Source organism: Motiliproteus sp. MSK22-1, assembly GCF_001968815.1.
Classification (GTDB): Bacteria; Pseudomonadota; Gammaproteobacteria; order Pseudomonadales; family Balneatricaceae; genus Motiliproteus.
Genome location: NZ_MIEQ01000027.1, coordinates 21,836 through 48,022, shown reverse-complemented (window position 1 = coordinate 48,022; position 26,187 = coordinate 21,836). Strand labels below are relative to the sequence as shown.

Below are 26,187 nucleotides of genomic sequence, written 5' to 3'. Positions count from 1 at the left end.
TCAGGCCTTTACTTAATTCAGCCCTGTTTAACCAGGTTCTGGTTTAACAGCTCTATTGTCGATGGACTCATCATAGGTTCCTTAGTTGCCCTTATAAGCAAGCTGGAGAATTCTTTCCTGGGAGAACTCATCAGGTGCCAGTTCGCCTTTTATTTGATGGTCGGCTAACACGAGTATTCGGTCACAGAGAGTGATCAGCTCCGGCATTTCCGAAGACACCACCAGCAGCGCCTTACCTTCACGGGCCAGCGATCGGAGAATGGAGTAAATTTCAGCCTTTGCACCTACGTCTACTCCCCGCGTTGGTTCATCCAGCAGCAAGACTTCAGGCTGACGAGCGATCCACTTGGCCAAAACCACCTTTTGCTGATTACCACCCGAAAGACTCGATACATTGTCTTTGAGCTGTCCGTATTTCAGTTTCAGTACTTCTCCGTTTTTTCTGGCAAGTTCATTCTCACGACCGATTTGCATCAGCCCTGCGGATGAAACCTGCTCGATTGATGCCAGAGATGAGTTTTCTGCAATAGACATATCGAGGATCAGCCCTTCCTCTTTTCTATCTTCTGTCACAAAACCTATTCCGGCATCGATAGCATCTCTGGGCTTTTTAAAAACAACCTCCGATTGGTCTCTGAGAAGACAGCCTGAAGCAATCTGCTGAACACCAAACAGGCTACGTAATAACTCCGTGCGTCCCGCACCGACCAATCCGGCAATACCCAGCACCTCTCCATAACGTAACTCAAAGGAAACACCACTCTCATGGGGCGACTGCGGCACTCTTAACCGATCAGCAGATAAGGCAATTTCACCTAGCTCATGCGCTTCAAAGTTGTGGGCCATTTCAAGTTCAAGATGCTTACCAACCATATGGCTGACAACTTTTTCAGGAGTCGTGTCTGCTATTTTTTCGGTAATGATCGACTCACCGCTACGAAAAACAGTTACCCTGTCACAGATGGAAAACACTTCATTCAGGTGATGAGAAACAAATACCACGGTGACACCCTGCTTCTTAATGGTGTCAATGATCTGAAAGAGCTTGTCGGTTTCTCGATCCGTGAGCGTCGCTGTTGGCTCATCCAGAATCAGAATCTGGCTTTTTGATTGCAGTGCTCGGGCAATTTCAACCAACTGACGGTATGCGATACCCCATTGGCTAATACTGTCGGACACGTTCACATCCGACAACCCGATAGCTTCCATGGCAGCACGGGCTCGGCGGTTCATTTCGTTACGATCCAGCAAACCCAGGCGTGTTTTAGGAAAGGCTTCAAAACAGATATTTTCGGCGACAGACAGATGAGTCAGTAAATTGAATTCCTGATGAACCACCTGCATTCCCTGAGCTTTAGCCTGCCTGGGATTTTCCGGCTGATATTCAGAGCCGTTTAGAAAAATCTTTCCGCCATCCATTGAATGAACACCGGTAAGAATCTTTATCAGCGTAGACTTGCCTGCGCCATTTTCACCAACCAGTGCATGGACTTCACCTCTTTTCAGGGAGAAATTCACTCCCTGCAGCGCTTTTACCCCACCAAAGTGTTTACGCAGAGATTCAACTCGTAAGATTTCTTCATCAGGACTTTCCAACAGATCCTGATTGTGGACAGGGGTTGTGGACATCAAGACCTCCCAAACTTCAGCATTCCTATCTGGACAAGAGTCTGAGCCACTCCGCCTCTGGACCTAAGGCGGAATGACTTAGCATTCGACAAACATCACCGGCTCAGCAACGTTGTTTAATCAATCAAATCGATTACTTCTTATCAGATACCACGAGTTTGAGGGGAGTCTTAACCCAGCCTTCCAGCTGGGGTCCACCTTTTAATACTTCCAGACCAAGTTCGATAGAATTGGCAGCCATATCACGACCAAACTGATCAACCGTCGCCAATAATCGACCATCCGCCAGCATCGGACCGACCGCAGGGATATTATCAAAGGCAACGACCTTAATATCACCGGCACGGCCTGCTGATTCCAGCGCTTTCACCACACCAATTGCCATGGAATCATTGGCGGCAAGAACACCCTGAATATCAGGATGAGCGGTCAGCATATTGGAAAAAACGGTATTTGCTTCTTCCGTTTCCCAATGTGCCGTACGTGAGTCAATCAGCTTCAATCCACCCGCCTTAATGGCATCTTCAAAACCCAGTTTCCTCTCATGAGCATTATCCGCACCCGGGTTCCCTTCAATAATGACAACTTTCGCCCCTGCTCCAAGCTCTTTGGCTAGCGCATCACCGGCCAATCGGGCACCGTCACGGTTATCAGGTCCGACAAAAGCAAGGTCAACTCCTTGTTTTTTCTTGGCATCAGCATCCAGAGATACATCAAAGTTCACCACAACGACACCCGCTTCCATTGCCCGCTTCAAAGGACGAACCATTGCCCGAGAGTCAGCAGGAGCAATGACGATAATGTCGACTCCCTGAGTAATAAAGTTCTCAACAGCATTTATCTGGGACTGAAAGTCGGTTTCATTCTGCATGCCTACGGCCCGCAGCTCATAATCACCACGGCGCGCAGCATGTTCTTTTGTCCCCTCCAGCATATCTCTGAAAAATTCGTTCGCCAGTGACTTCATGATCAAGCCCACAACAGGCTTATCATTAGCCATGGCCGATCCAGCCATCAGCGCAACAGATGCAACTAGAGCAATCGATGCTTTTTTTAGAAAGACCATTACAGCTTCTCCATTTTGTTTTTATTGGGTCAGGCCGACACGCAAACGATTGCGCAATCGGTTGCGTAAGAATAGACAGGTTGATTGCAGAGTGTCAAATAATTTTGATGGTTAGCGTCGAGAAAGCCTCTGCTATCGCTCTGATTAAGACACAGAGCGATAGCAGAGAGCCGATCAAATAATAAAATTTAACCTTTAATGTCAATAAATTGCGATAAAACTCAACAGGAATACAATCTACTTCTGATAGCTTGATATGATCGTGACACTAGCCACAGAATCTTTGAAATACTTTTCTTTGACTATCAGATACTCAGGATTAGTAAAGAAACCATCCATTTGTTCTGCATCTGAAAAGTTAATTGTAAAAACGCGGTTAATTTCTTCCTCCGTTTGAGACAACAGCACTTCTGATACCCTGAAGTCGTAACCGAAGGCTCCTCCATAAGATGACAGTATGGGCTTCATTGCTGCTCTGTATTTCTGATACTCCTGATCGTCCAGAACATGCAGGCCAACTAGCATTTCATAAGACATTTTTGATACTCGCTTACAGTTTTTATAATACCAAAAGCACCAGCACTCTATCAGAGTGCCTAAAACCAGCTTATCTAAAACCAGCCTCTGCTGATTTCGTAAGGTGTTCCCATGAGAGTTTTGGTGTCGCCGACTCTGTGCTGGATTATGAGCGGTAGGGATTCTTCTGAGTGGCAATATATAAGTCTTCGACTTTTTTTCTTGCCCAGGGAGTCTTGCGTAAAAACTTGAGACTCGACTTAACAGATGGATCGCTATTGAAGCAGCGGATGTTTATACGCTCGCCCAGATCTGCCCACCCATAGTGCTCTACCAAACTGTTGACAATTTTTTCCAAGGTAATTCCGTGTAACGGATCATTAGGTTGCTGCTGGCTCATAAATAGATCACTGCCCTTAAATTCGTACCCGTTTCATTTTTTGTAACGATCACACTGACATCCAGCACCACTGGTTTCAGTCTCATCATCCGTAATTTATTCAGGAGAGCGATCAGTTTGTGTGATTCCCAGAACCAAAGCAAACCTCATTCACAGAACCTGAACTGCCGAATTCGAGCACGGAGACTATAGTTACCAGACGAGTACGGTTACCAGACGAGTACAGTTACCAGATAGCCACTGCACACGGACTCGCTTATGTCGAATCCCCTAGCTCCATTAGTTTTACTTGTCTTGATCTTGCTGGGCGTACCCAAGGTCCAAGGTGAGACGTTTCGAGTCGGGTTTTACAACGCCCCCCCACTGATGATTCAGACTCAGAACGGTGGTATCTATCACGATATCCTAACCGCCATTGCGGACCGAACCAATCATCATTTTGAAATCAGCTACTTTCCTATCACCCGCTTACAGCGTCTATTCGAACTGGCAAAACTGGACCTGGAACCAGGCATCAACCCGCTCTGGCGTCAGGACTCAACAGAACCAGGATTGTACAGCATTCCCTTTGCAACCCTGGATCAGGTGCTGTTGTTCAGGCCAGGACGCCAAATTGAGGTTCGGACTCCAGAAGATCTCCGAGGGCGTCTAATCGGGGCGATAAGAGGGTATATCTACCCGGGTTTTATGGATGGATTCAAACGAGGCATCTACCAGCGTCTGGATGTCACCGACGAGCCTCAATTGCTTTCACTGCTGGAAAAAGGCCGTGTGGACCAGGTATTTATTGACCGGGTGGTATTGAATTACTGGCAAAAGCTGAAACCTGAGACCGTAGCTTACCAAGTCAGTCCTACACTGGCAGGGCTTGAAATAATGATGCGCATCCACCCTTCTCAGGCTGCCCATCTTGATGGATTAAACCAGGTCCTGGCAGCATTAATGACGGAAGGAGTTATTGAAGAAATTTTTTCTCGTTATCAGTAATCGTTCTTTGTGACGACGCAACAACCCAACATTGCTCCATAGATGTCCGCTTCATTGCTAAAATTAAACACAGGTCTCGGGGATATTCAGTACCGGCCGCTGATGCAACCAGAGCACTACAAAAAATGAGCAATCGTGTAAAAAGAACCATAATATTGGTACCGAGTAGCATATACGAAGCGAGGGATACCCGAGCCTGATAAACGTGCTCTAACAACATATATCCATATTGAACGGGTCCCTCAATTTCTTATAAAGAAACATAAACTCAGTTATAACAGTGAAGACCTTCGCCTAACCATTTGCCAGTTCTCCGAAGCATACATATTTGTCCACTAAATACTCATCCAGGCCCTGGCGCCCTCCTTCACGCCCCAATCCCGATTGCTTTATTCCACCAAAAGGGGCGACCTCGGTTGAAATTATTCCGGTGTTAACTCCAACCATTCCCACTTCAAGAGCCTCGGAAAAACGCCAGGATCTGGACACATCCGCTGTATAAAAATAGGCGGCAAGACCAAACTCAGTTTGATTGGCAAGAGCCAATGCCTCCTTCTCATCATCAAACACAGATATAGGAGCCAGTGGGCCAAAAGTTTCTTCCTGAGCAATCAGCATTTCTGAGCTTATGCCGGAAAGAATGGTTGGCTCAAAAAACTGTCCGCCTAAATCATGGCGATGGCCACCGAAAACCAAAGTTGCGCCCTTAGAAAGTGCATCAGCAATGTGCTCTTCTACTTTAGCAACCGCAGATTGATCTATCAGTGGCCCTTGAGTGGAGTCATTTTCCATACCATTCCCAACACGAAGTTCAGACACAGCGATTCTCAGCTTATCAATGAATTGCTGATAAACACCTCGTTGGACGTAAAACCTATTGGTACAAACGCAGGTTTGCCCGGTATTTCTGAATTTGCTTGCAATCGCTCCAGAAACAGCAGTATCTATATCAGCATCATCAAAAACCACAAAGGGAGCATTTCCCCCTAGCTCTAAAGAGAGCTTCTTGAGAGTCTTGCCAGACTGCTCCATAAGCAATCTTCCTATTTCTGTAGAGCCGGTAAATGATAGTTTTCGGACGATGGTACTGGACGTCATTTCAGCACCAATAGCACGGGCACTGCCGGTAATAACGGAGAAAACGCCTGGAGGAATTCCCGCTCTGTTAGCTAATTCGGCTAAAGCCAGTGCAGTCAAGGGAGTCTGAGAGGCAGGTTTTACGACTATTGGACACCCTGCTGCCAAAGCAGCACCAGTTTTTCTGGTTATCATCGCTGCCGGAAAATTCCATGGAGTGATTGCGGCACAAACACCAACCGGTTCCTTGTTAATAAGGATGCGCTTATCTCTACTTGGAGGAGGTATTAATTCTCCGTAAGCACGACGTCCCTCTTCGGCAAACCACTCAAGATACGAGAGTGCATATGCTATTTCTCCCCGTGACTCTGTCAAAGGTTTACCCTGTTCAAGAGTCAGGATCCTGGAAATATCCTCCAGATTATCTTGAATAAGAGTTGCCCATTTTCTCAGCATGCGTGACCTCTCAGCCGCTGTTTTCTCTCGCCACAAGGGCCAGGCGACATCAGCAGCCCTGATAGCTGAACGCGCTTCGACCTGACCGAAATCGGGCACTTCAGCCAGAATCTCCCCTGTTGCCGGATTCGTTACCTCAATCGTTTCATCGGAAGAGAGCCAACGCCCATTAATAAAAGCACCTGTACGAAGCAAAGTAGGATCATTTAAATTCATTTTTCCCCCCAAGAAACTGTTCAGCTTTTTTCACAATCCCTTCTGAGTCCAATTGATAATGTCGATACAGGTGTGTTGGAGGACCAATCAGTGCGTACTCGTCGTAGATACCATGGCGACATAACTTGATAGGCAGCCCTTCATCAGTGATCACTTCTGCTACGGCTCCACCTAACCCACCGATCACGCTATGTTCTTCAATCGTCATAATTTTTTTGCTGAAGTTACCGGTGCCAATGATGACCTCTCGATCGATCGGCTTAATCGTATGCATATCAATGACACCAACAGAAACACCTCGGCTGCGAAGTACCTTGGCGGCTTCAAGAGCCGGATGAACCTCAATACCACATGCAATAAGGGTAAGATCCTCCCCCTGGCTATGTTCTATCGCCTTACCAATCTCAAAATTAAGAGAAGTCGCTTCATACACCTCAGGCTCCTGCCCACGGGACATGCGAAAATAGATGGGGTGGGGATGATCTACCGAGGCTCGAATTGCAGCAGCTAACGATGCACTGTCGGCAGGGTTAATAACAGTAAGGTCTGGAATACTTCGCATAATGGCTAAGTCTTCTGTTGCGTGATGTGAAGTACCGTAAAACCCCATAGATATTCCACTGTGGTGACCAATCAGCCGAACAGGTCGAGCACAGTAAGCCACATCTGTTCGTATTTGTTCACAGCACAACAGTGCCAGAAACGAAGCAAATGTACCCACAAACGGAATAGCACCCGTGGTTGTCAGTCCCGCAGCAGCACTAACCATGTTTTGCTCAGAAATACCAAACTGTATATAGCGATCAGGAAAACGCTCTGCAAACTTGACCAGATTGTTGGAGTACATAACATCAGCGGAGCCTGCTACAACCGGATAGCCTTCTTCTGCCAATTCAATTAACGTATCAGCTAACGCGTTGAGCCCTGGAGCATGGGTAGCGACTTCTCGATACTGCCAGCTTTTTTGTGGTTGATTTGTACTCATTATTTGTCTCCTCTGATCAACTCATATGCCTCGGCTTCATCCTGTTCAGACAACCATCCCAAATGCCAACCCGGCTCTGTTTCCATATAGTCAATCCCCTTCCCCTTTACAGTGTGAGCAACCAGACAGACCGGCTTTGTTCTCTTGGGGTTGTCACGAATCTCCCTCAGAATGGCTATTGTTGCCTCTACATCGTGCCCATCAACTTCATGCACCTCCCAACCAAATGATTCCCAGCGCTCTCTAATTGGGCCGATATTGATAATATCGTCGACCTCTCCATCAAGTTGATAACCATTGCGGTCGATTATGGCGACAAGGTTTGAGAGCCCGTAGGTGCTGGCATGCATAGCGGCTTCCCATATCTGCCCTTCTTGTAGCTCTCCATCCCCCAGCATCACATAAGTAAGAAATTCTTTCTTTTGCAACCGGGCACCATGCGCCATGCCAACCCCCACGGAAAGGGCATGCCCAAGAGATCCAGAGCTAAAATCAATCCCTGGAACTTTTCGCATATCTGGATGATCTCCCAGAGGATTCCCCACTCGCGTATATTCACTTAAAATTTCAGCACCAAAAAACTCTTTCTCCACCAGTACTGGATAAAGCCCTACGGCCGCATGCCCTTTACCAAATAGAAATCGATCTCTATCCACCCAGTCAGGTTCTCCTTTTCGGATTCTCAGGCAGTCGTAATAGAGTGCTGAGAGTAATTCAGCACAGGAAAAAACTGAGGCGTAGTGACCTACCTTGGCTATTGAGATTAGTCGAATGGTTTCTTCCCTGATGAACAGGGCTTTGTCGGTTACGCGTTGTATTGTTTCAACATCTATTGAGGTTTCGGCGACCATATTTTTCTCCATACAAAGTACTTGCTTGTTTCTCGATATAGGATATATGATATATCATGTATCGCAAGAGATATTTCTAAATCCAGTCATTTCGGATTTACAGGGAGTTCCTCAGATGAATAAAAAAAGAGAACCAATCCTATGAAAAAACTTATTTCTATCAATAAATTAGTAGATTCAACACGCCGTTTAACGTCGATACTGGCTTTATGCAGTGTGCCAATTATTGGCTCTGCAGCAGAGCCAATAACCGTTGTTGGGTTTGGAGGTTCTTTACAGGATGCCTTCCACTCCGCCTACTTCGAACCCTTTAGTGAGCAATACAAAGTAGATGTAATTGAAGATAGTTATACCGGGGGATTTGCCAAACAAAAGGCCATGGTCAAAACAGGCAACATAACCTGGGATCTTGTTCAAATGGACGAAAATGAGATGATCGCAGCCTGTGACCAAGGCATATTGGAACCGATCAGAAAACAGGAATTGCTGCTGGCTGATGAACTCAACCCATCAGCATTTTCCAGGTGCGGAGTTGGAGCATTCGTGTGGTCCATGGTGAGTACCTATAGTCCTGAAAAATTTGGCAATGATGGCCCTAAAAACTGGAAGGAATTCTGGGATGTAGAGAAATGGCCAGGCAAACGCGGCCTTAGAAAGCAGCCCCGAATGACACTGGAAATTGCACTGCTTGCTGATGGTGTTGCCAGCGATGACCTGTATAAAGTTCTGGCTACCCCTGAAGGAAAAGACCGCGCTTTCGCGAAACTCAATGAATTAAAAGAACATATTATCTGGTGGGAATCTGGTGCCCAGCCGCTTGAATGGTTAAGGGGAGGTATTGTCACAGCGACCAGTGCCTACAATGGACGGATCAGTGTGGCCAATCAGGAAGGTAGTCAATATCCCATCGGCTGGGACGGACAGCTTTACAGTATGGACTACTGGACAATAGTGAAAGGCACAAAAAATATCGACAGGGCTTATCAACTATTGGATTTTATGATGAAGCCAGAGCAACAGAAGTTATTTGCGGAGAATATTCCCTACGGCCTGACAAACCGTAAAGCCAATCAAATATTACCTAACGCGCTTTTGTCTATCCTTCCAACAGCACCAGCCAATCAAAAAAATGCTCTGCTACTTGACTCATATTTCTGGTTAGATCATGAGGAAGACCTCCAGCAGCGTTTCACCAGTTGGGTTTCTCAGAATTGACACCCTGAATAAAGCCAGCTCCGACCTTCGGGTTGGGGCACATTCTGTCAAATCTGAGGTAAACATCTATGTCAACGACTCCACTGGGAACCACGGACAATGTCCACTTCGAAGCAACTGAACCGGGTACGCTTAAAAAGTCCATGCATCGAGCGGAAAAGGGTCGACGAGCAATTACCTGGTTATTGCTGGCACCACTGCTCATCTACACTTCGGTCTTTTTTGTATTACCTCTATGCACTATGCTGTACAAGGCAGTTGATAATCCTGAAGTCATTTCAGGCGCACCCAATACTTCAAAATTGTTGTCAACATGGCAAAGCAAAAGTACACCTCTTCCAGATGCGGCATATTCAGCACTTGTTTCCGACTTGAAGCATGCTTACGGAAAACCTGAGCTGGGTGAATTGGCGCGACGGTTGAATTACGAAATTAGCGGGTTTCGATCACTGATAATGAAAAGTGCGAGAAAGCTACCTGCGCTTAAGCTTGGTTCGAATGATGCCAAGCAATTACTATATGATATCGATAACCGCTGGCAGGACACTCGCTATTGGATTGCATTGAAGAGGTCCTCTGAAAGGTTTACTCCTTATTACCTGCTGGCCGCTTTAGACCTGAAGGTAAATGATAAGGGTGAAATCGGATTTGTTGACCAAGAACAGCGTGTTTATACAAAAGTACTGATAAGAACATTAACAATAGCGACGGTTGTTACTCTGATCTGCCTGTTGATCGGTTACCCGCTAGCAGCATTAATGGTCAGAGCACCCAAACCGGTGACGATTATTTTGATGCTGGCGATCATGTTGCCATTCTGGACTTCTCTTCTCGCCAGAACTTCTGCCTGGATTGTTACACTTCAGGCGAATGGAATATTTAACAACTTTCTAATCTCCTTAGGGATTATTGCTGAACCTCTGGAATTGATATTTAACTCTACTGGGGTCTATATCGTGATGGTTCACATATTATTGCCATTCGCTGTCTTACCCATCTATAACAATCTTCAAAACATACCAAACCATTTAATGCTTGCTTCTTCATCCTTAGGAGCACACCCGGTAAAGGGCTTTATCTCCATTTATCTTCCGCTGAGCATTCCAGGGATATCTGCCGGTGGATTATTAACCTTTATCGTTGCGGTTGGCTATTACATCACCCCTTCATTGGTGGGTAGTGCCGGCGAGCAAATGCTGGGCTACTTTATCGCTTTTTATACCAATACCACGGTCAATTGGGGAATGGCTTCTGCATTAGGTATCGTGCTGCTGCTCTGTGTTATGGGCCTCTATGCCCTTGCATCAGTCACGCTGGGTGTTAAGCAACTGGCAGGAATAAAGTGAGGCAACTATGAAGCATAGAAACCATGTACTTATCGGCCAGTTAATTCACTATTTTTTCGGCATATTGATGGTGTTATTTCTTATTACGCCGTTAATAGCGATTATCCCGCTTTCATTCAGTTCGGGTAGCTTTTTATCATACCCGCTGCCTGGGCTGTCACTTCGGTGGTACCAGGAGGTATTTAGCAGCGGTCCGTGGCTTGATTCACTTCAGAATAGTATTTTCGTCGGTTTGTTCAGCACCGTACTCGCTACCGTACTTGGTACGTTTGCTGCGTTTGCCATGGCACGTCGGAATATATCAGCACAACGTAGCATTTTAGGCTTCCTTATTGCGCCAATGATTGTGCCACCGGTTATTACCGGGCTCGGCATGTACTTTCTTTTTGGCCAACTGGGATTAACAGCAAGCTTTAAGGGTCTTGTGATTGCTCATACGGTACTGGCTACACCATTTGTAGTTATAACCGTCACTGCAAACCTTCAGAATTTTGATATGAAACTTTTCAGGGCAGCAAGTAGCTTGGGAGCCTCACCAGTACGTGCATTTTTTACCATTGTTTTACCGCTGATTATGCCGGGGATTATGTCAGGTGCGCTTTTTGCCTTCGTAACCTCTTTTGATGAAATAGTTGTCACTTTATTTTTAGGTGGACCAGCCCAGCGAACCTTACCCAGGCAAATGTTTGATGGAATCAGAGATAGTATCGACCCATCGATTATCGCAATGTCAGTATTTTTGATGCTGATTGCATTGCTTACATTGATAACGTCTGCGTGGCTAAATCAACGTAGTAAAAATAAATATATGACGGAGTAAATAACCTTGAATGACAAATATAAAAATGGAGTTGCCTATATAGACGACGCCTACATTGCTCTGGCTGAGGCAAAAATACCAATACTCGATCGAGGCTTTGTTCGATCCGATGCTACCTACGATGTAGCCCACGTATGGAACGGATCATTCTTTCGACTGGATGATCACATCGAGCGCTTTTATTGGTCTATGGATCAGCTGAGAATGTCGTTACCCTACAGTAAAGCCGAGATCAAAAATATTTTAACTAAATGTGTAGCCTTAAGTGGTTTAAAAAACGCTTATGTTCAGATGACATGCACGCGCGGGGTACCCACACTCGGCAACAGAGATCCCAGACTTTGCAAGAATCGATTTTATGCCTTTGCTCAGCCCTTTGTATGGATAGCAACACCAGATCAGCAAGATAGTCATTTTTCAATGGTAATCAGCAATGTCGAAAGAATTTCATCAAATTCGATTGATACCCGTATCAAGAATTTCCACTGGCTTGATCTGACCATGGGAATTCTGGACGCATACGATCAGGGAGCTCTCGTATCGGCGTTACTTGATGGTCAGGGGAATATCACAGAAGGGGCAGGATTTAATATTTTCAGTGTCAAAAACAATACTCTGATCACTCCCGATAAAAATATTTTTGAAGGCATGACAAGGCGCACAATTATCGAAATAGCAGAGAAAATCAGTCTACCCTGTGAGACTCGTTCACTCTCTCCAGAGGAATTGCGAAATTCCGATGAAATATTCATTACCAGCACCGCAGGGGGAGTTATGCCTATCACAGAGTTAGACCACCAGCCCATAAATAATGGTGAAACTGGCGGTATAACAAAGAAATTAAGAACGCTGTATTGGGAACGCCTGGAGTCCGATCCGAAGTGCATTCCAGTAGACTATGAGAAGGAGTCAGTATGAATAACAACAAGGTAGTCATTGTAACCGGTGGGACACATGGCATCGGCGCTTCAATCGTTGAACGGCTGTCCAAAGACGGCAAAACGGTTGTCTTTACCGGACGAGATAAATCGGCAGGGGCAAAACTGCAAGCGGCGATCATTCATTCGAAATTTGTACAGGCAGATGCGTCAAATGCTGAAGAACTCGAAAGTGTTGTGCGGGTAGCAGCTGAACTGGGAGCGGGGAAAATTTGCGGTTTGGTTAACAATGCCGGTACAACTTCTCGAACCTCATTTGCAGATACCACCATTGAAGAATGGGATCGTGTATTTGGAATCAATACTCGAGCTGTGTTTAAACTGATTAACTGCGCATTACCTTATCTTATTAAGGGAGAAGGGGCCGTAGTGAACATGTCATCAATAGCCGGTAAGGTCGGCGAAGAAGGATTAGCTACATATTGCGCCTCTAAAGCAGCGGTGATCGGACTTACCCAGGCTTTGGCACTGGAATACGGTGAACAGGTTCGATTCAATGCCATTTGTCCAGGGCAAATAGAAACCAGAATGATGTCAGGTGTTATTAACAATGAGCCACATCTTTCCGCCTTGACTCAACGAATTCCAGCAGCACGGTTAGGACAGCCACAAGAAGTAGCTAAGGCGGCAGCCTGGTTACTTTCCGATAATGCCAGCTTTGTAAATGGAGCTGTTCTTAGTGTTGATGGTGGAGAGTCTGCTGGCTATCGTACCCCCTATCGATCAACAACTTGAATTTATGTACTGTCTGTAAGCAATCCCATCACAAGCATAATAAGGGTCTGAACAGAAAGGTCTTAAAATGTACTCAATAAATACCAGCCTTCCGGGAATTTTAAGACTTACTGATTCGATTAACGTGTCAATGTTACTGACCCGTTTATCTATTACCTGATTATGATTTAAAGCACTGAGAAGAATTTATCGTATTAAGTTATTAATCAAATTCAAGATATATCATGCATCATATATAACAATAGGAATAACCAATGAGACAAGAAGCTGAATTGAACCCGAGTGCACCGGAAAAAATGAGTCATAGATCTTTAGAGGATTTGAGCTATCACATCCATTCCCAAACGAATCTTCGTGAGCATCAAAACAAGGGACCTCTGGTAATAGAACGTGGTCAAGGAGTCTATGTGTATGACGAAAAAGGGCAAAGCTATCTCGAATCAATGTCTGGGCTTTGGTGTACATCTCTTGGTTTTTCTGACGCGAGACTCATAAAAGCAGCAACCAAGCAGCTCGAAACCTTGCCTTATTATCATACGTTTAACCACAGAACCAACAACGTTGTATCTAAACTGGCAGCAGAAGTTTCTGGTCTTGTCCCTCTTAATAAAGCGAAGGTATTTTTTGCATCATCTGGCTCTGAAGCCAATGACAGCATGATTAAGATGGCATGGAATTATCATATAGCTCAAGGGAATCATAAACGTAAAAAGGTTTTGATCAGAGATCGAGGATTCCATGGCTCTACCGTTATGGGAGCAAGTCTGTCCGGTTTGCCCCATATGCATACTGCGTTTGGTTTACCTTTAAACTGTACCGTTCGATTGGAATGCCCTGACTATTATCGAAACGCTGAGCCAGAAGAATCTGAATCTGCATATTTAGATCGTCTGCTCGACGATCTTGAAGCAACTATTGAGCGAGAAGGAGCCGATACAATAGCAGCCTTTATCGCAGAGCCTGTCATGGGGGCCGGCGGAGTCCTGGTACCACCGGTGGGATACTTCGAAAAAGTTCAGAAAATACTCCGTCAATACAAAATTTTGATGTTATCAGATGAAATTGTTTGCGGTTTTGGCCGTACCGGGAACTGGTTCGGCTGCCAAACATTCAACTTCCAACCAGACATGATGAGCTGCGCCAAAGGCCTAACCAGTGGTTATATACCCATGTCCTGCGTAGCTGTAAGTGGCGATATTTATTCAGTCCTTGAAGAATACAGTGAAGTAACCGGAGTCTTTGGACATGGGTTTACTTATTCTGGTCACCCGACTGCCGCAGCGGTTGCCCTTGAAGCATTACGTATTTACCAGGAAATGAACCTGCCAAAAGTTGCTCTTGAACTGGGAGCAGTCCTCCATGATTTATTGGAAGAACTCAAAGTGCATCCTATGGTGGGGGAAATCAGAGGAAAGGGTGTTGGCTTGATTGCAGGAATCGAATTGGTCGCTGATAAGAACACTCGTGAACCCTATCCAACAAGCAGAATAGCAGGCAAGAAAGTGGAACAAGCGGCACGTGACCAGGGGCTTATCATTCGAAATATGGGCGATGTAATTGCTCTCTGCCCTCCTTTCATAACTTCACACCAAGAACTCAAATTAATAGTTCAAAAGCTAAGTACGGCTATAGACGTCGTGTACCAGGATCTAGAATCGGCTTTGGATCAATAAGGGGATGATATGTACAACAAGAACTTTATCGAATTTATAGGCGTTCAAAAAAGTTACGATGGAGAAAATTTGGTTATCCCCCACCTTGATCTTTGTATCAGGCAAGGAGAGTTTCTCACATTTCTAGGGGCTTCCGGGTCGGGTAAAACAACAACGCTAATGATGTTAGCGGGATTTGAAATACCCACCAAAGGCCAGATTTTAATGAATTCCCAACCTATTCAAGATGTACCTGCTCATAAACGGGGCATGGGGATGGTCTTTCAAAATTATGCTTTATTTCCACATATGACCGTCGAAGAGAACTTGGCATACCCGCTAAAAATGCGCGGCTTAAACAGGACTGATATCGATAAAAAGGTGAAAGCGGCCATGGCTAAAGTTCACCTGGAAAATATGGGTAAGCGTAAACCGCTAGAGCTTTCCGGAGGACAACAACAGCGAGTGGCTCTGGCCAGGGCTTTAGTTTTTGAGCCCGAACTTATTCTGATGGACGAACCTTTAGGTGCCTTGGACAAAAACCTCCGTGAACATATGCAGTACGAAATAAAACAGCTACATCAGGAACTTGGGGTCACCGTCGTTTATGTCACACACGATCAAAGTGAAGCTTTGACCATGTCTGATCGAGTTGCCGTTTTTAACAACGGTCGAATTGAACAAATAGCGTCGCCTGATAAAATCTACGATCTACCGAATTCTCCCTACATTGCTGGCTTCATTGGTGAGAATAATGCTTTAAAGGGCTCCTTGCAGAAGATTTCTGGTACCACTCATCGGGTAGACTTGGGTGAAGGTGTTTCTATTTCGTTGAATCGTAATGTCGATAGTTGTCTTTCTCCAGCAGCAGATAAACCTGTCACTGTAATGATTCGTCCAGAACATATACACCTACAGACATCTAAACATTCTGACGAGGTCACATTATCATGTACTATCACTGATAAGGTCTATCTGGGAGACCACACCCGCTTAATAGGGCGTTTAAAAAACGGGAATACGATAGTTGCCAAAATTATCGATGATTTATTGACAGACGAAACCTTAGTAGGGAATGCTGTTGAATTCGGTTGCAGCGAAGAAAACATCCTGCTGTTCCCTGGTTATGACTAAGCTAACCTGCTTAAGTTAATTATTTGGACAAAGACACTGACGGTCGCTCAATGAGACAAAATGATCAGACAATAGAAAAAAGCAACTTAGCCGAGCGAGTCTACGCAAAAATACGAGATTCCTTAACTGCAGGTGAGTATATGCCGGGAGACCGCCTTAGAATCAGTCAGATGGCTAAGGCATTCGGAACCAGCAATACTCCTGTAAGAGAAGCCTTATTGCGTCTGGTCAGCGAGCATGCGCTTGATATGCAAGCAGCAACAAAAATTGTTGTACCGGAATTAAGTTTGCCTCGATACATCGAAATCCGTACCGTCCGTTGTTCTTTGGAAGCTATGGCCGCGGAAGCGGCTATGGCCTGTTTTTCCCCCGACGAAATTAAAAAACTAAGGGAAATTAACAAGTTATTTGCAAAATCGGAAAAAGATAACGATTCCAATGGAATGTTCATACACAATCGGGAGTTTCATTTTTATATCTATGAAAGATGTGGAATGCCTATTCTGCTGGCTATGATAAATAACATGGCTGCGTCGATGGGGCCGATTTTACGTGCCTTTTACCAGCAACACACTCAAACCTACTCTGAAGGTGCCGCACAACACAACAAAATCATAGATGCCTTAAGCAAGAAAGATGGATCTACGGTAAAAACAGCACTCAAAAATGATCTGTTAATGGCAGGCCCAAGCATTGAAAAATTCTTGCAGGATTATGAGGAAGAGCAAAGACAAGAAGCAATCAATCTCACGCAATAAAACCTGGAAACATCGTTTTACCAACATTACTCCATAGATGTCCGCTTCATTGCTAAAATTAAACACAGGTCTCGGGGATATTCAGTACCGGTTACGGATAAATAACAGGAGTTTCTAAGCAATCTAAGAATCCTGTCGACTAACCCCAGCGTTTTCAAACCTTCCAGTAGTACCCGATGAAGGAGACCCGTGATGAAACCCAGAATATATTTGATATTGGCGATAGTGGGGTTGGGATTAGCTCAGCCAACCTTTTCCTCTGACTCGGCAGTGGCCCACGCACTCTATATGCAAGGTGATTACACCGGGGCTTACAAAGAATACCGGACCTTGGCTGAGGTCGGCTACGCCCGTTATCAAAGTAAAATTGCAAGCATGTATTTCAAGGGAGAAGGGGTTGAAAAGGACCTCTCTCTAGCCTACGCCTGGTTTGCATTAGCAGCCTCTCAGGGCGACCAATACGGGCAAAAAAGAATGCTTGAACTTGCTAAACAACTGAGTGCAGAGCAATTGTTACAGACTGATGAGATTATCAAAGAATACAACAATCGCTACATCGCACCGTTTCGACCCGGTGGACAACTGAAGTAGCCAGAAGCAGGTGCAGGCCTTTAGGCGTGCTTAAGCCCCCTGAGCCTTCAGTAAAGCATCAGAAGGCAAACACACGCTTTTGCTTGTCTTTTAATCAGCCATAATGGGATCAGGACAATCAAGTCGATTGCGGCTTATCCACCAGTATCTGCTGAGGCTGTGCCTTCTGGCGACTGTACCTTGGTAAAAGCTGTACTCCCGCAACGGCCAGTACCACGACGATCATGCCACTGGCGCTAATCGCATCAATATTATTGGCTGTGATCATCTCAGGCCACCAGCCTAATTCAACAGCAATGGCAGAAAAGGCAAAACAGGTAAGAGGGGTTATACCAACCATGGCACTAACCTGCGCGGTTGGCCAATATTTCATTGCTATTGAAAAAGAGGTATAGGCAATCACGGTATTAAAAGCACAGAAGACAGCGATATACCAGTCCCCCTCCGCCATTGGCTCGAAGGCGGAAAAATCGGCAAAAGGGGCTATAACGAGCAGCCCAACAACATAGATAAACAACAGAGTATTTGCTGGAGATAGCTTATGGAAAAGGGATTTTTGTAATAGCGCAAACCCTGACCAACTCATTGCAGAGAACTGCACCCAGGCAATACCCACCCATATCAAACCATTCTTCTGCTCGGCAAAGTTCAGATACGGATGGAAGAACAGCATTAATCCAATACCAAGAGCAATAAAGCACAGCCACTGGACCCGGCTGATCCGTTCTTTAAGCAGCAACACACCCCCAATGGCAAGATAAAACGGTGCCAATTGAAAGTTCAGCTGCGCTGGCCCGGGTGCGATGTAGTCCAGAGCATAAACAAAGGAAATATAGTTGGCTATTGAAAACAGCGCACAAGCACTGAGAATAACCCATTCCTTTTTTGAGAGGTTAGCAAATTGCTTGACGGCACCAGTGAGAACCTGAGTAAAGAAAGCAATGACCAAGGCCACCGAAAAACGAAACCAGGTCAGGGTCACCGGATCAATAAACGTTGAAGATAACTTCAGCGCGATCGGCAACATTCCCCAACAGATAATTGCAATGCTGATCAAGATAAAGCCAATCTGAAACTGCTGTCTATTCACTGTAAACACTCATACGGGTTACAAAAATAGATCTTCGACCAGATAGCTTATATTATCTAATGAATAAACCGACTAATGATTATTCGATTTTTAAATATTATTGATGAAGCACCGACAGCTCGCACAACTCGACTTTAAGTTATTGCTTTGCCTGCAACAATTGCTCTTGACCTGCAATGTCAGTCAGGCCGCAGATCAGTTGCACATGAGCCAACCGGCAATGAGCAGGGCCTTGAACCGACTACGGGAGCTTTTCGACGATCCTCTGTTTATTCGTTCTAACAGCGGTATGCAGCCAACGACCCGTGCCCTGACCCTGGCAGAGCCGCTTTCTGCAACCCTCGCACAACTTGACAATCTGATGCAGAAAGAGCGATTTGAGCCAGGCAAAAGCAAACGTCAGTTTCGCTTGCAGATGACCGGCTATATGGCACAGGCCTATCTGGCAGAAATCACTAAAAAATTCTACCAGCAAGCTCCTCATGCAGACCTGGAAACAATAAACCTCAAGGAAAAGAGCTTACTTAATCAACCAGCCAGCGTTGCCGATCTGACTTTTTGCAGTGACGCCATGTATGTACCTGATCACTACCGTCGCCAGCAGCTCGGTGAGGAATTTTTTAGCTGCGTAATGGCCCAAGATCATCCTTTGAATTCGCTCGATCAACTCAGTGTGGATGATTATCTCAGCTACCCCCATGTCATAACCACACTCGGGGGCAGTCCTCATATTCGGGTAAATGACATGCTCAGCAAACTGGGTTACCAGCGCCGTATCGGTATGCGCTTACCCCATTACATGGCAGCCCTGGAAATTGTCGGTAGCAGTCATCTACTGATTACATCCACAACATTGGTCGTCGAGCGTTATAAACAGCAGTTTGGCCTGAGTGTAAAACCCTTGCCGATTAATATGGAGCCAGCAACCTATTATCAGGTCTGGTCACCCGTAGTTCATCAGGACCCTGCTCTGATCTGGTTACGACAACTATGTGCTCAAATAATTTCAGAGATGATAGAGAAGCACAAACAAAGTCAGAACCACAAACTCAGCTGATCAGGTTCCCACAAAGCCTTTGCTGACACGCTGAGAACTCAGCGAATACCTCAATCAGAGCACTGGGGAAAGAAAAGTATGTACTTTTGAAGAAAAACCAGCAGCTGTCATTTCCCTGTAAAGAATAACCTGTAGTCAGTACATAACGTGACATTAACGACAGTGACACAAATATTATTCAAGGTGAATAAAATGGCTGACTCAGGCAATAACCGGGTAACAATCCAGTGCCAGAATGAACGCTGCAAAAACCAGCTGGAAATAGGTGTTTCCATCGCCAGAAAATATGGTTCAGCAGGCGGTGGTCTGCGTTGCGCCAATTGTGATGAAGACAAGGGATTTATGATATTGCCGACAGCCGTTCCTGCTGTTAAGAAACTATTCAGCTGATCAGAACATCAAGGTTTCAAGATCACCCATATATTCAAAAGCTTGTGATTCAACCGGAGCAAATCCTGAGGTTTTAAATAATAGATTTTTGCGAATATATACCAGCCTCCTGAATGGCGCTGACTCATCAAACTGATGATCAGCGCTGCTTCAAACAGTTACCCTGCTATTTTGAATCGTTCAGTACTCTCCAGCAGCCCTTTAGCAAGCTGTGCAAGCTCCTCGCTTGTCACCGATAGTTTTTCGGAATCCTCCCTGGTCTCTTTTGACATCACACTGATCTGATTGACATTTTGACTGATATCCGCTGACACTGCTTTTTGTTGTTCAGCAGCAGAGGCAATCTGCGCATTCATATCAGAAATATCAGCCACTGTTTGTTGAATCTGCTCTAAGGCGTTGGTTACCTGACCGGACTGGGTCAGCAGTTTATTCGCCTGATCAGATCCAACCCGCATGGAATTAATCGAAGAGCTGGCGCTGGATTGCAGACCGAGGATCATCTCCTCAATTTCAGAAGCAGATTCCTGAGTACTTTTTGCCAAAGAACGTACTTCATCAGCCACAACGGCAAAACCCCTTCCTTGCTCACCAGCCCGGGCAGCCTCAATGGCCGCATTGAGTGCCAATAAATTAGTCTGGTCAGCAATACCCTTAATCACATCAAGAATACCGGTGATTTTTTCCGCGCCCTGCTCCAATTGACCAATATCCGTCATGGTTTGGTCAAGCTGCCGGGACAGATCCTTGATCCCCTGAACAGTATTTTCAACCAGCTCTCCTCCCTCGTTCAGTTGATACCTGGCACTTTCTGCAGCATCAGCGGCGGAAGTGGTGTTTCTCGCCACCTCCTCCACTGCCGCTGTCATTTGTGTAATAGCAGTTGCCACCAGTTCAGTATTCTGATGCTGTGAACTCAGATTATGGTTAGTTTGCTCGGCAATGACGACAAGGTTACGGGAAGATTCTGACACATGCTCCGCCCCCCCGTGAATTTCTTTAATGAGTCGCTTAAGATTACTCACCATCTGGATCATTGAGGAAAAAACTCCCAGCTCTCTTCCAGTACTCGAGATGTTCATGCTGAGATCTCCATCAGCAATACGCTGAGAAAGAGAATTCATCGCCTTCGGCTCTAAACCAATCTGGGTCCAGACAGTACGAATAATGATATAAGTTGCCAGTACCCCCAAAATGGTTGAAACAAAGAGGATTACCGATAAGACCCTAACAGCGCTCTGTTCATGAAGTTCCGCTTGATGGGCCGCCCGCTCGGTAAACTCACTGATTTCGTGAAGTAAGCTCTCTAGCTCCCGGGTCAGTTTGTCCGCCTCCTGTTCGATCTCTACAGTCATCGTTGCCAACGCTTTGGTTTGGCGTTGTTTAATCATTTCAAACAACTCATGACCGTGTTTTTCAAAGGCTTTATGCTGTACCTCTATCGATTCAAGTACTTTTAAGAGATTCGTAAACTGCTCCAATTCCTCAGTGTTGTGGGCATGACTAATCGCCTCTTTTGCTGACTCCTCTGATTGTTTTATCTCCTGATCCACCTGCGAACTGATTCGATCAAAAGCCACGATTTCATCGTTAACAGCGTTAATGGCACCAGAATCTCCTGAAGTGAGGCGCTGGCCATGGCGTAATACTCTTTCCAGATGAATAGTCTGCTCCAACTGGTGCTCAGTAATGAGTGTAATCGCCTCAGTCAGAGGAATGTCCTGTTCTGCTATTCCTTCCAGCTCTTGACCAATTTGATTCATGGAAAATATCGAATAACCAGATGAAATCCCCAGCAATATCAGTAGTAACAACGAATTTCCAAGAATGAGCGAACGAATGGAAAAGCGACTAAAAAAGTCAGAAACAAAAGACACCAGAGTGACCTCCTAAGCCAGCGGAGCCTTATGCCACTTGCGGAAAACAACGTCACATGGGAAAAACAACGCCATTTTTCAATACATTTTGCAGCAGGGGTATTAAAAGCGCGCCAGCACATTGAAAACAGGTAAGATTACCGTAGCAATATAGTAGGTTGTTACTAGAGTTTGCAAGCAAGTCGGGATTAAAAGCTCATTCAACATATTGAGCAGAGAGGATAAAAAACGCCCCGGTAATGAAATTAACCTCTTCGTTACCGGGGCCGGAATTATCATAAAGATAGGTGATTAAACAACAAACTGTCCTTCAAGTTCTCTGACTTCATTGATACTGGGTTCCAGAGTCGGCTGATAGGGTTTACGGTCTCCTTTATAAAGCACTCCCAGATTAAGGTTATCATCGGTCATCAGTCGCCGTGCCGCTCTGGCGGGGTCTGTTGTGGCTTCTACCGGCGCAGGTCGAACCATCTTTTTCCAGGCCAGTTGATCACGATTGTAGGTAATACATGGACTGAGAATGTGAACCAGTGAGAAGCCCGGATGCTCGATGGCTTCTTTCAGAATGGGCACCGCGCCGTTGGCATCAGTACCAGAAACCCGGGCAATAAAGTTAGCCCCGGAAGCAAGACCCACGACCAGCGGATGGAATGGATTAATACCGGTACCACCCGGTGTCAGCTTGCCTTTCTCCCAATCCGGCGCGCTGGTTGGTGACGCCTGCCCCTTGGTCATACCATAAAGTTGGTTATCCATAACAATGTAGGTTAAATCTACGTTGCGACGACAGGCATGTAAGAAATGATTTCCACCGATAGAGAACCCATCTCCATCACCACTGGCAACAATAACAGTCTGATCCGGGCGGGAAACCTTAAGCCCTGTAGCCAAAGCCAGTGATCGACCATGGACACCGTGAAACCCATAGGTCTTTAAATAAGCCGGGATTCTTGAGGAGCAGCCAATACCGGAAATCACTGATACCTTTTCAGGCTGCAATTGGAGTTCCGCCAGCGTCTTAGTCAGGGATAACAGCACCCCGTAATCACCGCAACCCGGACACCAGACAGGTTTAACCCCAGACTTGTAGTCTTTAGGAGCCATTGCCGGGCAGCTACCTGAACCAGCGGTACTGTCTTCGAAGCCACCCGTGGATGCTATATGTTCCGTTGTTGTCACCATGATCAACTCCACTCAGTAAGGGTTTTACGCACGTCAGAAGGACGAATCGCCAAGGGTCCTGGAACCGCCATGGACTTAACATCGGCATCCAGATCGTAGTAGGCACGCAGGTAGCGATAAAACTGACCGCCATGGCTTTGCTCCACCACCAGTAACTTACTGATCCCTTGTAAAGCTTCTGCCAGTCGTTCAGGTTGTGCAGGAGAGAGCAGACGCATGGCAATCAAACGCGCTTTTTGTCCCTCGGCTCTAAGCTCCGCCAGGGCTTCACTGGCAGCTCCATAGCTGGAACCCCAGGTAAGCACCGCAGTTTCGGCATCCTCATCACCTTCAACAACAGCCCAATTATCACCAAAATCAAAATCAGTCAGCTTACGCAGACGCTTGTCCATTTGCTTATGATGATCATCTGCCTTGCTGGACGGCATACCCGTCGGGGTATGTTCCAGCCCATCAGCAGTGTATTGGCCACCCGGCTGTCCCGGCACCGCCATCGGCGATACTCCAGAGTCGGTAACGGCGTATCGCTCATAACCGTCCTCCAAAACGGTTGGTACCTCACGTTCAGCCACTATTCCTGCGTCTTCCTGCTGAGGAATGATTGTGCGCGTTTGTCCAAGTGCCTGATCAGACAGCAGGATAGCCGCCGTTTGAAGTTTTTCAGCCAGCGCAACCGTCCATTGAGTGGTAAAGATACAGTCCGCTATCGACAACGGCGCCAGAACCAAATGTGGCGCATCACCATGCAGCCCGTATAAAGCGATATTCAGGTCGGACTGTTCAGATTTGGTGGGTATACCCGTTGAAGGCCCACCACGCATAACATTGACAACGACAATTGGAGTTTCAGACGCAACGGCCAAACCAATTGATTCCATCATCAACGCCAGTCCTGGACCAGAAGTCGCGGTTAACGAAGGAGTACCGCCGAAAGAGCCACCGATAATCTGATTGACCGACGCCAGTTCATCCTCGGCCTGAACCAGAGCCCCACCCAGTTTCGGTAAAGCGGGTGCCAACCACTCCAAGACTTCAGTGGCCGGAGTAATCGGATAGGCTGCGACGAATCGCGTACCACCTCGAACCGCTCCCAAACCGCAGGCTTCATTTCCAGAGATATTCCAGCGAGGATTGGATGGGTTATCTACAGCCAGGGGATCCGGGTTTTCAGCATCAACAGTCAACTGATCAAAGCGTGGCAAGTGTGCAGCCGCTTCCATACCTGCCCGCAACGCTTCTTTACCAGCACTAACAGCTTCATCACCTTTTCGCTTAAGCGCTTTTTCAACCACCTGTGCCACAGAGCTTTCGGGCAAACCCACTAAGGCAGCTGCAACACCCAAGGCCACCATATTGGGCCGCCCACCCTTAATACCTTTGGCAATCTTTTGTAAATCCACTTGAAACTGTTGTCCGGCAGCCTCGGAGAACACTTTCGGTGGCTCACCATCCCCCAGCACAATGCTGTCTCCGTCCAGCGGAATTTCCGTCGCAAATCGATCAGCATTTTTCCAATCGATTCCCAGGAGGATCTCATAGCGGTCTTTGTGGGATAACACGGGTTCAGAAGACAGCCGTAACATAGCAGCCGCTTCACCACCTCTGATCTGCGGTCCCGCAGATCGAGTCATTAATCCGAACCAACCGGCCCGACCCGCAGCTTCCAATAACAGGTTTCCGGCAGTCATAACACCAGAGCCACCGCTACCGGTCATGGTGATGGATATAGAGGGTACCGTCATAAGGTTTGCTCCTCGTGGATTAGATAATGATTGCGTTCCGTTTTAACAATCCGCTACCGACCTGAAATGTTGACGTTAACGGTAAGTTTGAACTAGTATAACCCAAACTTAACGTGAACGTAAACATTTGTGATTGATTGTAAATTTACGTTGATAAAACGCCTGGAAACACTAGACAAATTTACTTATGTCTTTGTTATTAAAGGTGGAGGTATTAGCATGACGTTCAACAATGAGACCATCTGTCACCTGTACAAAAACCAGTTGGAGTCCCTGACCTGGTTAGAGCGCCTGGAAGATAATCAACAAACTTTTTGTTTCCCGTCCAGCGCAGACACCCCCCTTCCAGCAACAGTGGAATCAACCTTAACGGCTGTACAACGGACGCTGGAAAGCCTGGAAGCCAGTATGGCGTTTGAAGAAACTCAGCTATTCCCAATGATTAAAGCTGCCGGCGAAGGCTCGCTGTTGGTTTCACTGGAACAACGGCGCCAGAAAATTCTGGCACTGACCAGCAACCTGTATATAACAATTGCAACGATACGCTCCTCCCCCCGGGAAAGAGAGCAAGCCTGGGATAAGGCCGCAGGACTGGTACCGAGACTGAGCAACCAGCTTATTCACTATCTATTTGTGGCAGAAAAAGATTATTTAACCATGGCTGACTATCTGCTGGGTCCGGCCAGTTCCAGTGAATCCTGGGCCGGTACCTGTGAATTCACTGTTGGTACAGGCGAGCTTAGCCATGATCTTGAATCAACTTATCTCTACCAGGTGCAATCCTGATTCTCGCCAACGGTTCTGACTTATAGGAGGTAACGCAGATGCTGGCAGTCAATGAATATCTGATGCTTTTGCTCGGCACGGCGCTGGTAAACAACGTTGTCTTGGTACAGTTTTTGGGACTCTGCCCATTTATGGGCGTATCCAGCAAGATTGACTCAGCACTTGGCATGGGACTGGCCACTACCTTTGTACTGACGCTGGCAACCGCCTCCAGTTGGCTGATCGAGTATTACATCCTACAGCCCTTGGATGTTGAATTTCTGCGTATTATCAGTTTCATTCTGATTATTGCGGGTGTCGTCCAGTTTACCGAAATCTGTATCCGCAGCCTTAGTCCCACTCTCTACCAGAACCTTGGTATTTTCTTACCGCTGATTACAACTAATTGCGCTGTATTAGGCGTGGCATTGCTAAACAGCCAAAAAGGTAATGGCTTTTTGCAAAGCCTGCTTTACGGCATAGGCGCCTCTCTGGGTTTCATGCTGGTGCTGGTTATCTTCGCAGGACTTAGAGAACGCCTGGCATTAGCCAATACTTCAAAATTATTTGCTGGTCCCCCCATCGCCTTTATTACTGCTGGCCTTTTATCCATGGCGTTTCTGGGATTCTCCGGCTTACCGATTGAATAGCTTTTAATTAGACAGAATCAGATAGCACAGCATTTAACTGAACAAGCTTTATCGCTACTGAA

Annotated in this window: 25 protein-coding genes; 14 read left to right on the top strand and 11 right to left on the bottom strand. The window is 46.2% G+C overall.

Features of this window, described 5'->3' with window-relative positions:
- Window positions 1-81: 81 nt before the first annotated feature.
- From BGP75_RS06385 to BGP75_RS06370, 4 genes are all read right to left on the bottom strand, one after another.
- Complete coding sequence (locus tag BGP75_RS06385) at window positions 82-1,629, bottom strand: sugar ABC transporter ATP-binding protein (protein ID WP_076716737.1); 1,548 nt, start codon at window positions 1,627-1,629, stop codon at window positions 82-84.
- Between the two features lie 133 nt (window positions 1,630-1,762).
- On the bottom strand, window positions 1,763-2,695 hold the full coding sequence (locus BGP75_RS06380; RefSeq protein ID WP_076716735.1) for a sugar ABC transporter substrate-binding protein: 933 nt from the start codon (window positions 2,693-2,695) through the stop codon (window positions 1,763-1,765).
- A 237-nt stretch (window positions 2,696-2,932) separates the two neighbouring features.
- Window positions 2,933-3,232: a DUF1330 domain-containing protein gene (locus tag BGP75_RS06375; RefSeq protein WP_076716732.1), complete on the bottom strand. Its 300-nt coding sequence runs from the start codon at window positions 3,230-3,232 to the stop codon at window positions 2,933-2,935.
- Window positions 3,233-3,377: 145 nt separating this feature from the next.
- Entirely contained in the window at window positions 3,378-3,611 is a 234-nt protein-coding gene (locus tag BGP75_RS06370) for a VF530 family DNA-binding protein (RefSeq protein ID WP_076716730.1), read from the bottom strand.
- Between the two features lie 258 nt (window positions 3,612-3,869).
- Between BGP75_RS06370 and BGP75_RS06365 the strand changes: the two genes are divergently transcribed.
- Window positions 3,870-4,598: an ABC transporter substrate-binding protein gene (locus BGP75_RS06365; protein ID WP_076716728.1), complete on the top strand. Its 729-nt coding sequence runs from the start codon at window positions 3,870-3,872 to the stop codon at window positions 4,596-4,598.
- Between the two features lie 294 nt (window positions 4,599-4,892).
- Here BGP75_RS06365 and BGP75_RS06360 read toward each other — a convergent pair whose 3' ends face one another.
- From BGP75_RS06360 to BGP75_RS06350, 3 genes are read right to left on the bottom strand one after another with little or no spacing between them, the layout of a single operon-like run.
- Window positions 4,893-6,347, bottom strand: a complete 1,455-nt coding sequence (locus tag BGP75_RS06360) for an NAD-dependent succinate-semialdehyde dehydrogenase (protein WP_076716726.1) — start codon at window positions 6,345-6,347, stop codon at window positions 4,893-4,895.
- Complete coding sequence (locus tag BGP75_RS06355) at window positions 6,334-7,332, bottom strand: transketolase family protein (RefSeq protein WP_076716724.1); 999 nt, start codon at window positions 7,330-7,332, stop codon at window positions 6,334-6,336. Before BGP75_RS06355 ends, BGP75_RS06360 begins: the two co-directional genes overlap by 14 nt.
- The gene (locus BGP75_RS06350) at window positions 7,332-8,183 is read right to left on the bottom strand and encodes a transketolase (protein WP_143820996.1); all 852 of its coding nucleotides are present in this window, start codon (window positions 8,181-8,183) and stop codon (window positions 7,332-7,334) included. The genes BGP75_RS06355 and BGP75_RS06350 overlap by 1 nt, the downstream gene beginning before the upstream one ends.
- Window positions 8,184-8,324: 141 nt before the next feature.
- Here BGP75_RS06350 and BGP75_RS06345 point away from each other — a divergent pair, with 141 nt between their 5' ends.
- The 9 genes from BGP75_RS06345 to BGP75_RS06305 all read left to right on the top strand — a co-directional run bounded on the left by BGP75_RS06345 (window position 8,325) and on the right by BGP75_RS06305 (window position 17,372).
- Window positions 8,325-9,398 carry an ABC transporter substrate-binding protein gene (locus BGP75_RS06345; protein WP_076716719.1) on the top strand — a complete coding sequence of 358 codons (1,074 nt, stop codon included), beginning with the start codon at window positions 8,325-8,327 and terminating at the stop codon, window positions 9,396-9,398.
- A 68-nt stretch (window positions 9,399-9,466) separates the two neighbouring features.
- Window positions 9,467-10,744: an ABC transporter permease gene (locus tag BGP75_RS06340; protein WP_076716717.1), complete on the top strand. Its 1,278-nt coding sequence runs from the start codon at window positions 9,467-9,469 to the stop codon at window positions 10,742-10,744.
- Between the two features lie 7 nt (window positions 10,745-10,751).
- Complete coding sequence (locus BGP75_RS06335; protein ID WP_076716714.1) at window positions 10,752-11,564, top strand: ABC transporter permease; 813 nt, start codon at window positions 10,752-10,754, stop codon at window positions 11,562-11,564.
- A 6-nt stretch (window positions 11,565-11,570) separates the two neighbouring features.
- Window positions 11,571-12,482: an aminotransferase class IV gene (locus tag BGP75_RS06330; protein ID WP_076716711.1), complete on the top strand. Its 912-nt coding sequence runs from the start codon at window positions 11,571-11,573 to the stop codon at window positions 12,480-12,482.
- Complete coding sequence (locus tag BGP75_RS06325) at window positions 12,479-13,237, top strand: SDR family NAD(P)-dependent oxidoreductase (RefSeq protein ID WP_076716709.1); 759 nt, start codon at window positions 12,479-12,481, stop codon at window positions 13,235-13,237. The genes BGP75_RS06330 and BGP75_RS06325 overlap by 4 nt, the downstream gene beginning before the upstream one ends.
- A gap of 254 nt (window positions 13,238-13,491) precedes the next feature.
- A complete protein-coding gene (locus BGP75_RS06320; protein ID WP_198939285.1) occupies window positions 13,492-14,910 on the top strand; it encodes an aminotransferase in 1,419 nt (472 codons plus the stop codon).
- 9 nt (window positions 14,911-14,919) lie between these two features.
- Window positions 14,920-16,023 (top strand): ABC transporter ATP-binding protein, encoded by a 1,104-nt coding sequence (locus BGP75_RS06315; protein ID WP_076716706.1) that lies wholly within the window; start codon window positions 14,920-14,922, stop codon window positions 16,021-16,023.
- Between the two features lie 50 nt (window positions 16,024-16,073).
- Window positions 16,074-16,781 (top strand): GntR family transcriptional regulator, encoded by a 708-nt coding sequence (locus tag BGP75_RS06310; protein ID WP_076716703.1) that lies wholly within the window; start codon window positions 16,074-16,076, stop codon window positions 16,779-16,781.
- Window positions 16,782-16,973: 192 nt separating this feature from the next.
- Entirely contained in the window at window positions 16,974-17,372 is a 399-nt protein-coding gene (locus BGP75_RS06305) for an SEL1-like repeat protein (protein WP_076716701.1), read from the top strand.
- A 118-nt stretch (window positions 17,373-17,490) separates the two neighbouring features.
- On the opposite strand, the gene BGP75_RS06300 is transcribed toward BGP75_RS06305, so the two are convergent.
- Window positions 17,491-18,462: a DMT family transporter gene (locus tag BGP75_RS06300; protein ID WP_083704659.1), complete on the bottom strand. Its 972-nt coding sequence runs from the start codon at window positions 18,460-18,462 to the stop codon at window positions 17,491-17,493.
- 103 nt (window positions 18,463-18,565) lie between these two features.
- Between BGP75_RS06300 and BGP75_RS06295 the strand changes: the two genes are divergently transcribed.
- Together BGP75_RS06295 and BGP75_RS06290 are read left to right on the top strand one after the other, a co-directional pair.
- Window positions 18,566-19,519: a LysR family transcriptional regulator gene (locus tag BGP75_RS06295; RefSeq protein WP_076716695.1), complete on the top strand. Its 954-nt coding sequence runs from the start codon at window positions 18,566-18,568 to the stop codon at window positions 19,517-19,519.
- A 192-nt stretch (window positions 19,520-19,711) separates the two neighbouring features.
- Window positions 19,712-19,909, top strand: coding sequence for a hypothetical protein (locus tag BGP75_RS06290; protein ID WP_076716692.1), 198 nt, complete (start codon window positions 19,712-19,714; stop codon window positions 19,907-19,909).
- Between the two features lie 158 nt (window positions 19,910-20,067).
- Here the strand turns inward: BGP75_RS06290 and BGP75_RS06285 are convergent, their stop codons facing one another.
- The 3 genes from BGP75_RS06285 to BGP75_RS06275 all read right to left on the bottom strand — a co-directional run bounded on the left by BGP75_RS06285 (window position 20,068) and on the right by BGP75_RS06275 (window position 24,710).
- A complete protein-coding gene (locus BGP75_RS06285) occupies window positions 20,068-21,786 on the bottom strand; it encodes a methyl-accepting chemotaxis protein (RefSeq protein ID WP_076716690.1) in 1,719 nt (572 codons plus the stop codon).
- Window positions 21,787-22,077: 291 nt separating this feature from the next.
- The gene (locus BGP75_RS06280) at window positions 22,078-22,968 is read right to left on the bottom strand and encodes a 2-oxoacid:ferredoxin oxidoreductase subunit beta (protein ID WP_198939284.1); all 891 of its coding nucleotides are present in this window, start codon (window positions 22,966-22,968) and stop codon (window positions 22,078-22,080) included.
- A gap of 2 nt (window positions 22,969-22,970) precedes the next feature.
- Window positions 22,971-24,710, bottom strand: coding sequence for a 2-oxoacid:acceptor oxidoreductase subunit alpha (locus tag BGP75_RS06275; RefSeq protein WP_076716687.1), 1,740 nt, complete (start codon window positions 24,708-24,710; stop codon window positions 22,971-22,973).
- Between the two features lie 219 nt (window positions 24,711-24,929).
- Here BGP75_RS06275 and BGP75_RS06270 point away from each other — a divergent pair, with 219 nt between their 5' ends.
- Window positions 24,930-25,496, top strand: a complete 567-nt coding sequence (locus BGP75_RS06270) for a hypothetical protein (protein ID WP_076716684.1) — start codon at window positions 24,930-24,932, stop codon at window positions 25,494-25,496.
- Between the two features lie 38 nt (window positions 25,497-25,534).
- Window positions 25,535-26,125: an electron transport complex subunit RsxA gene (gene rsxA / locus BGP75_RS06265; RefSeq protein WP_198939283.1), complete on the top strand. Its 591-nt coding sequence runs from the start codon at window positions 25,535-25,537 to the stop codon at window positions 26,123-26,125.
- The last annotated feature ends 62 nt before the right edge of the window (window positions 26,126-26,187 follow it).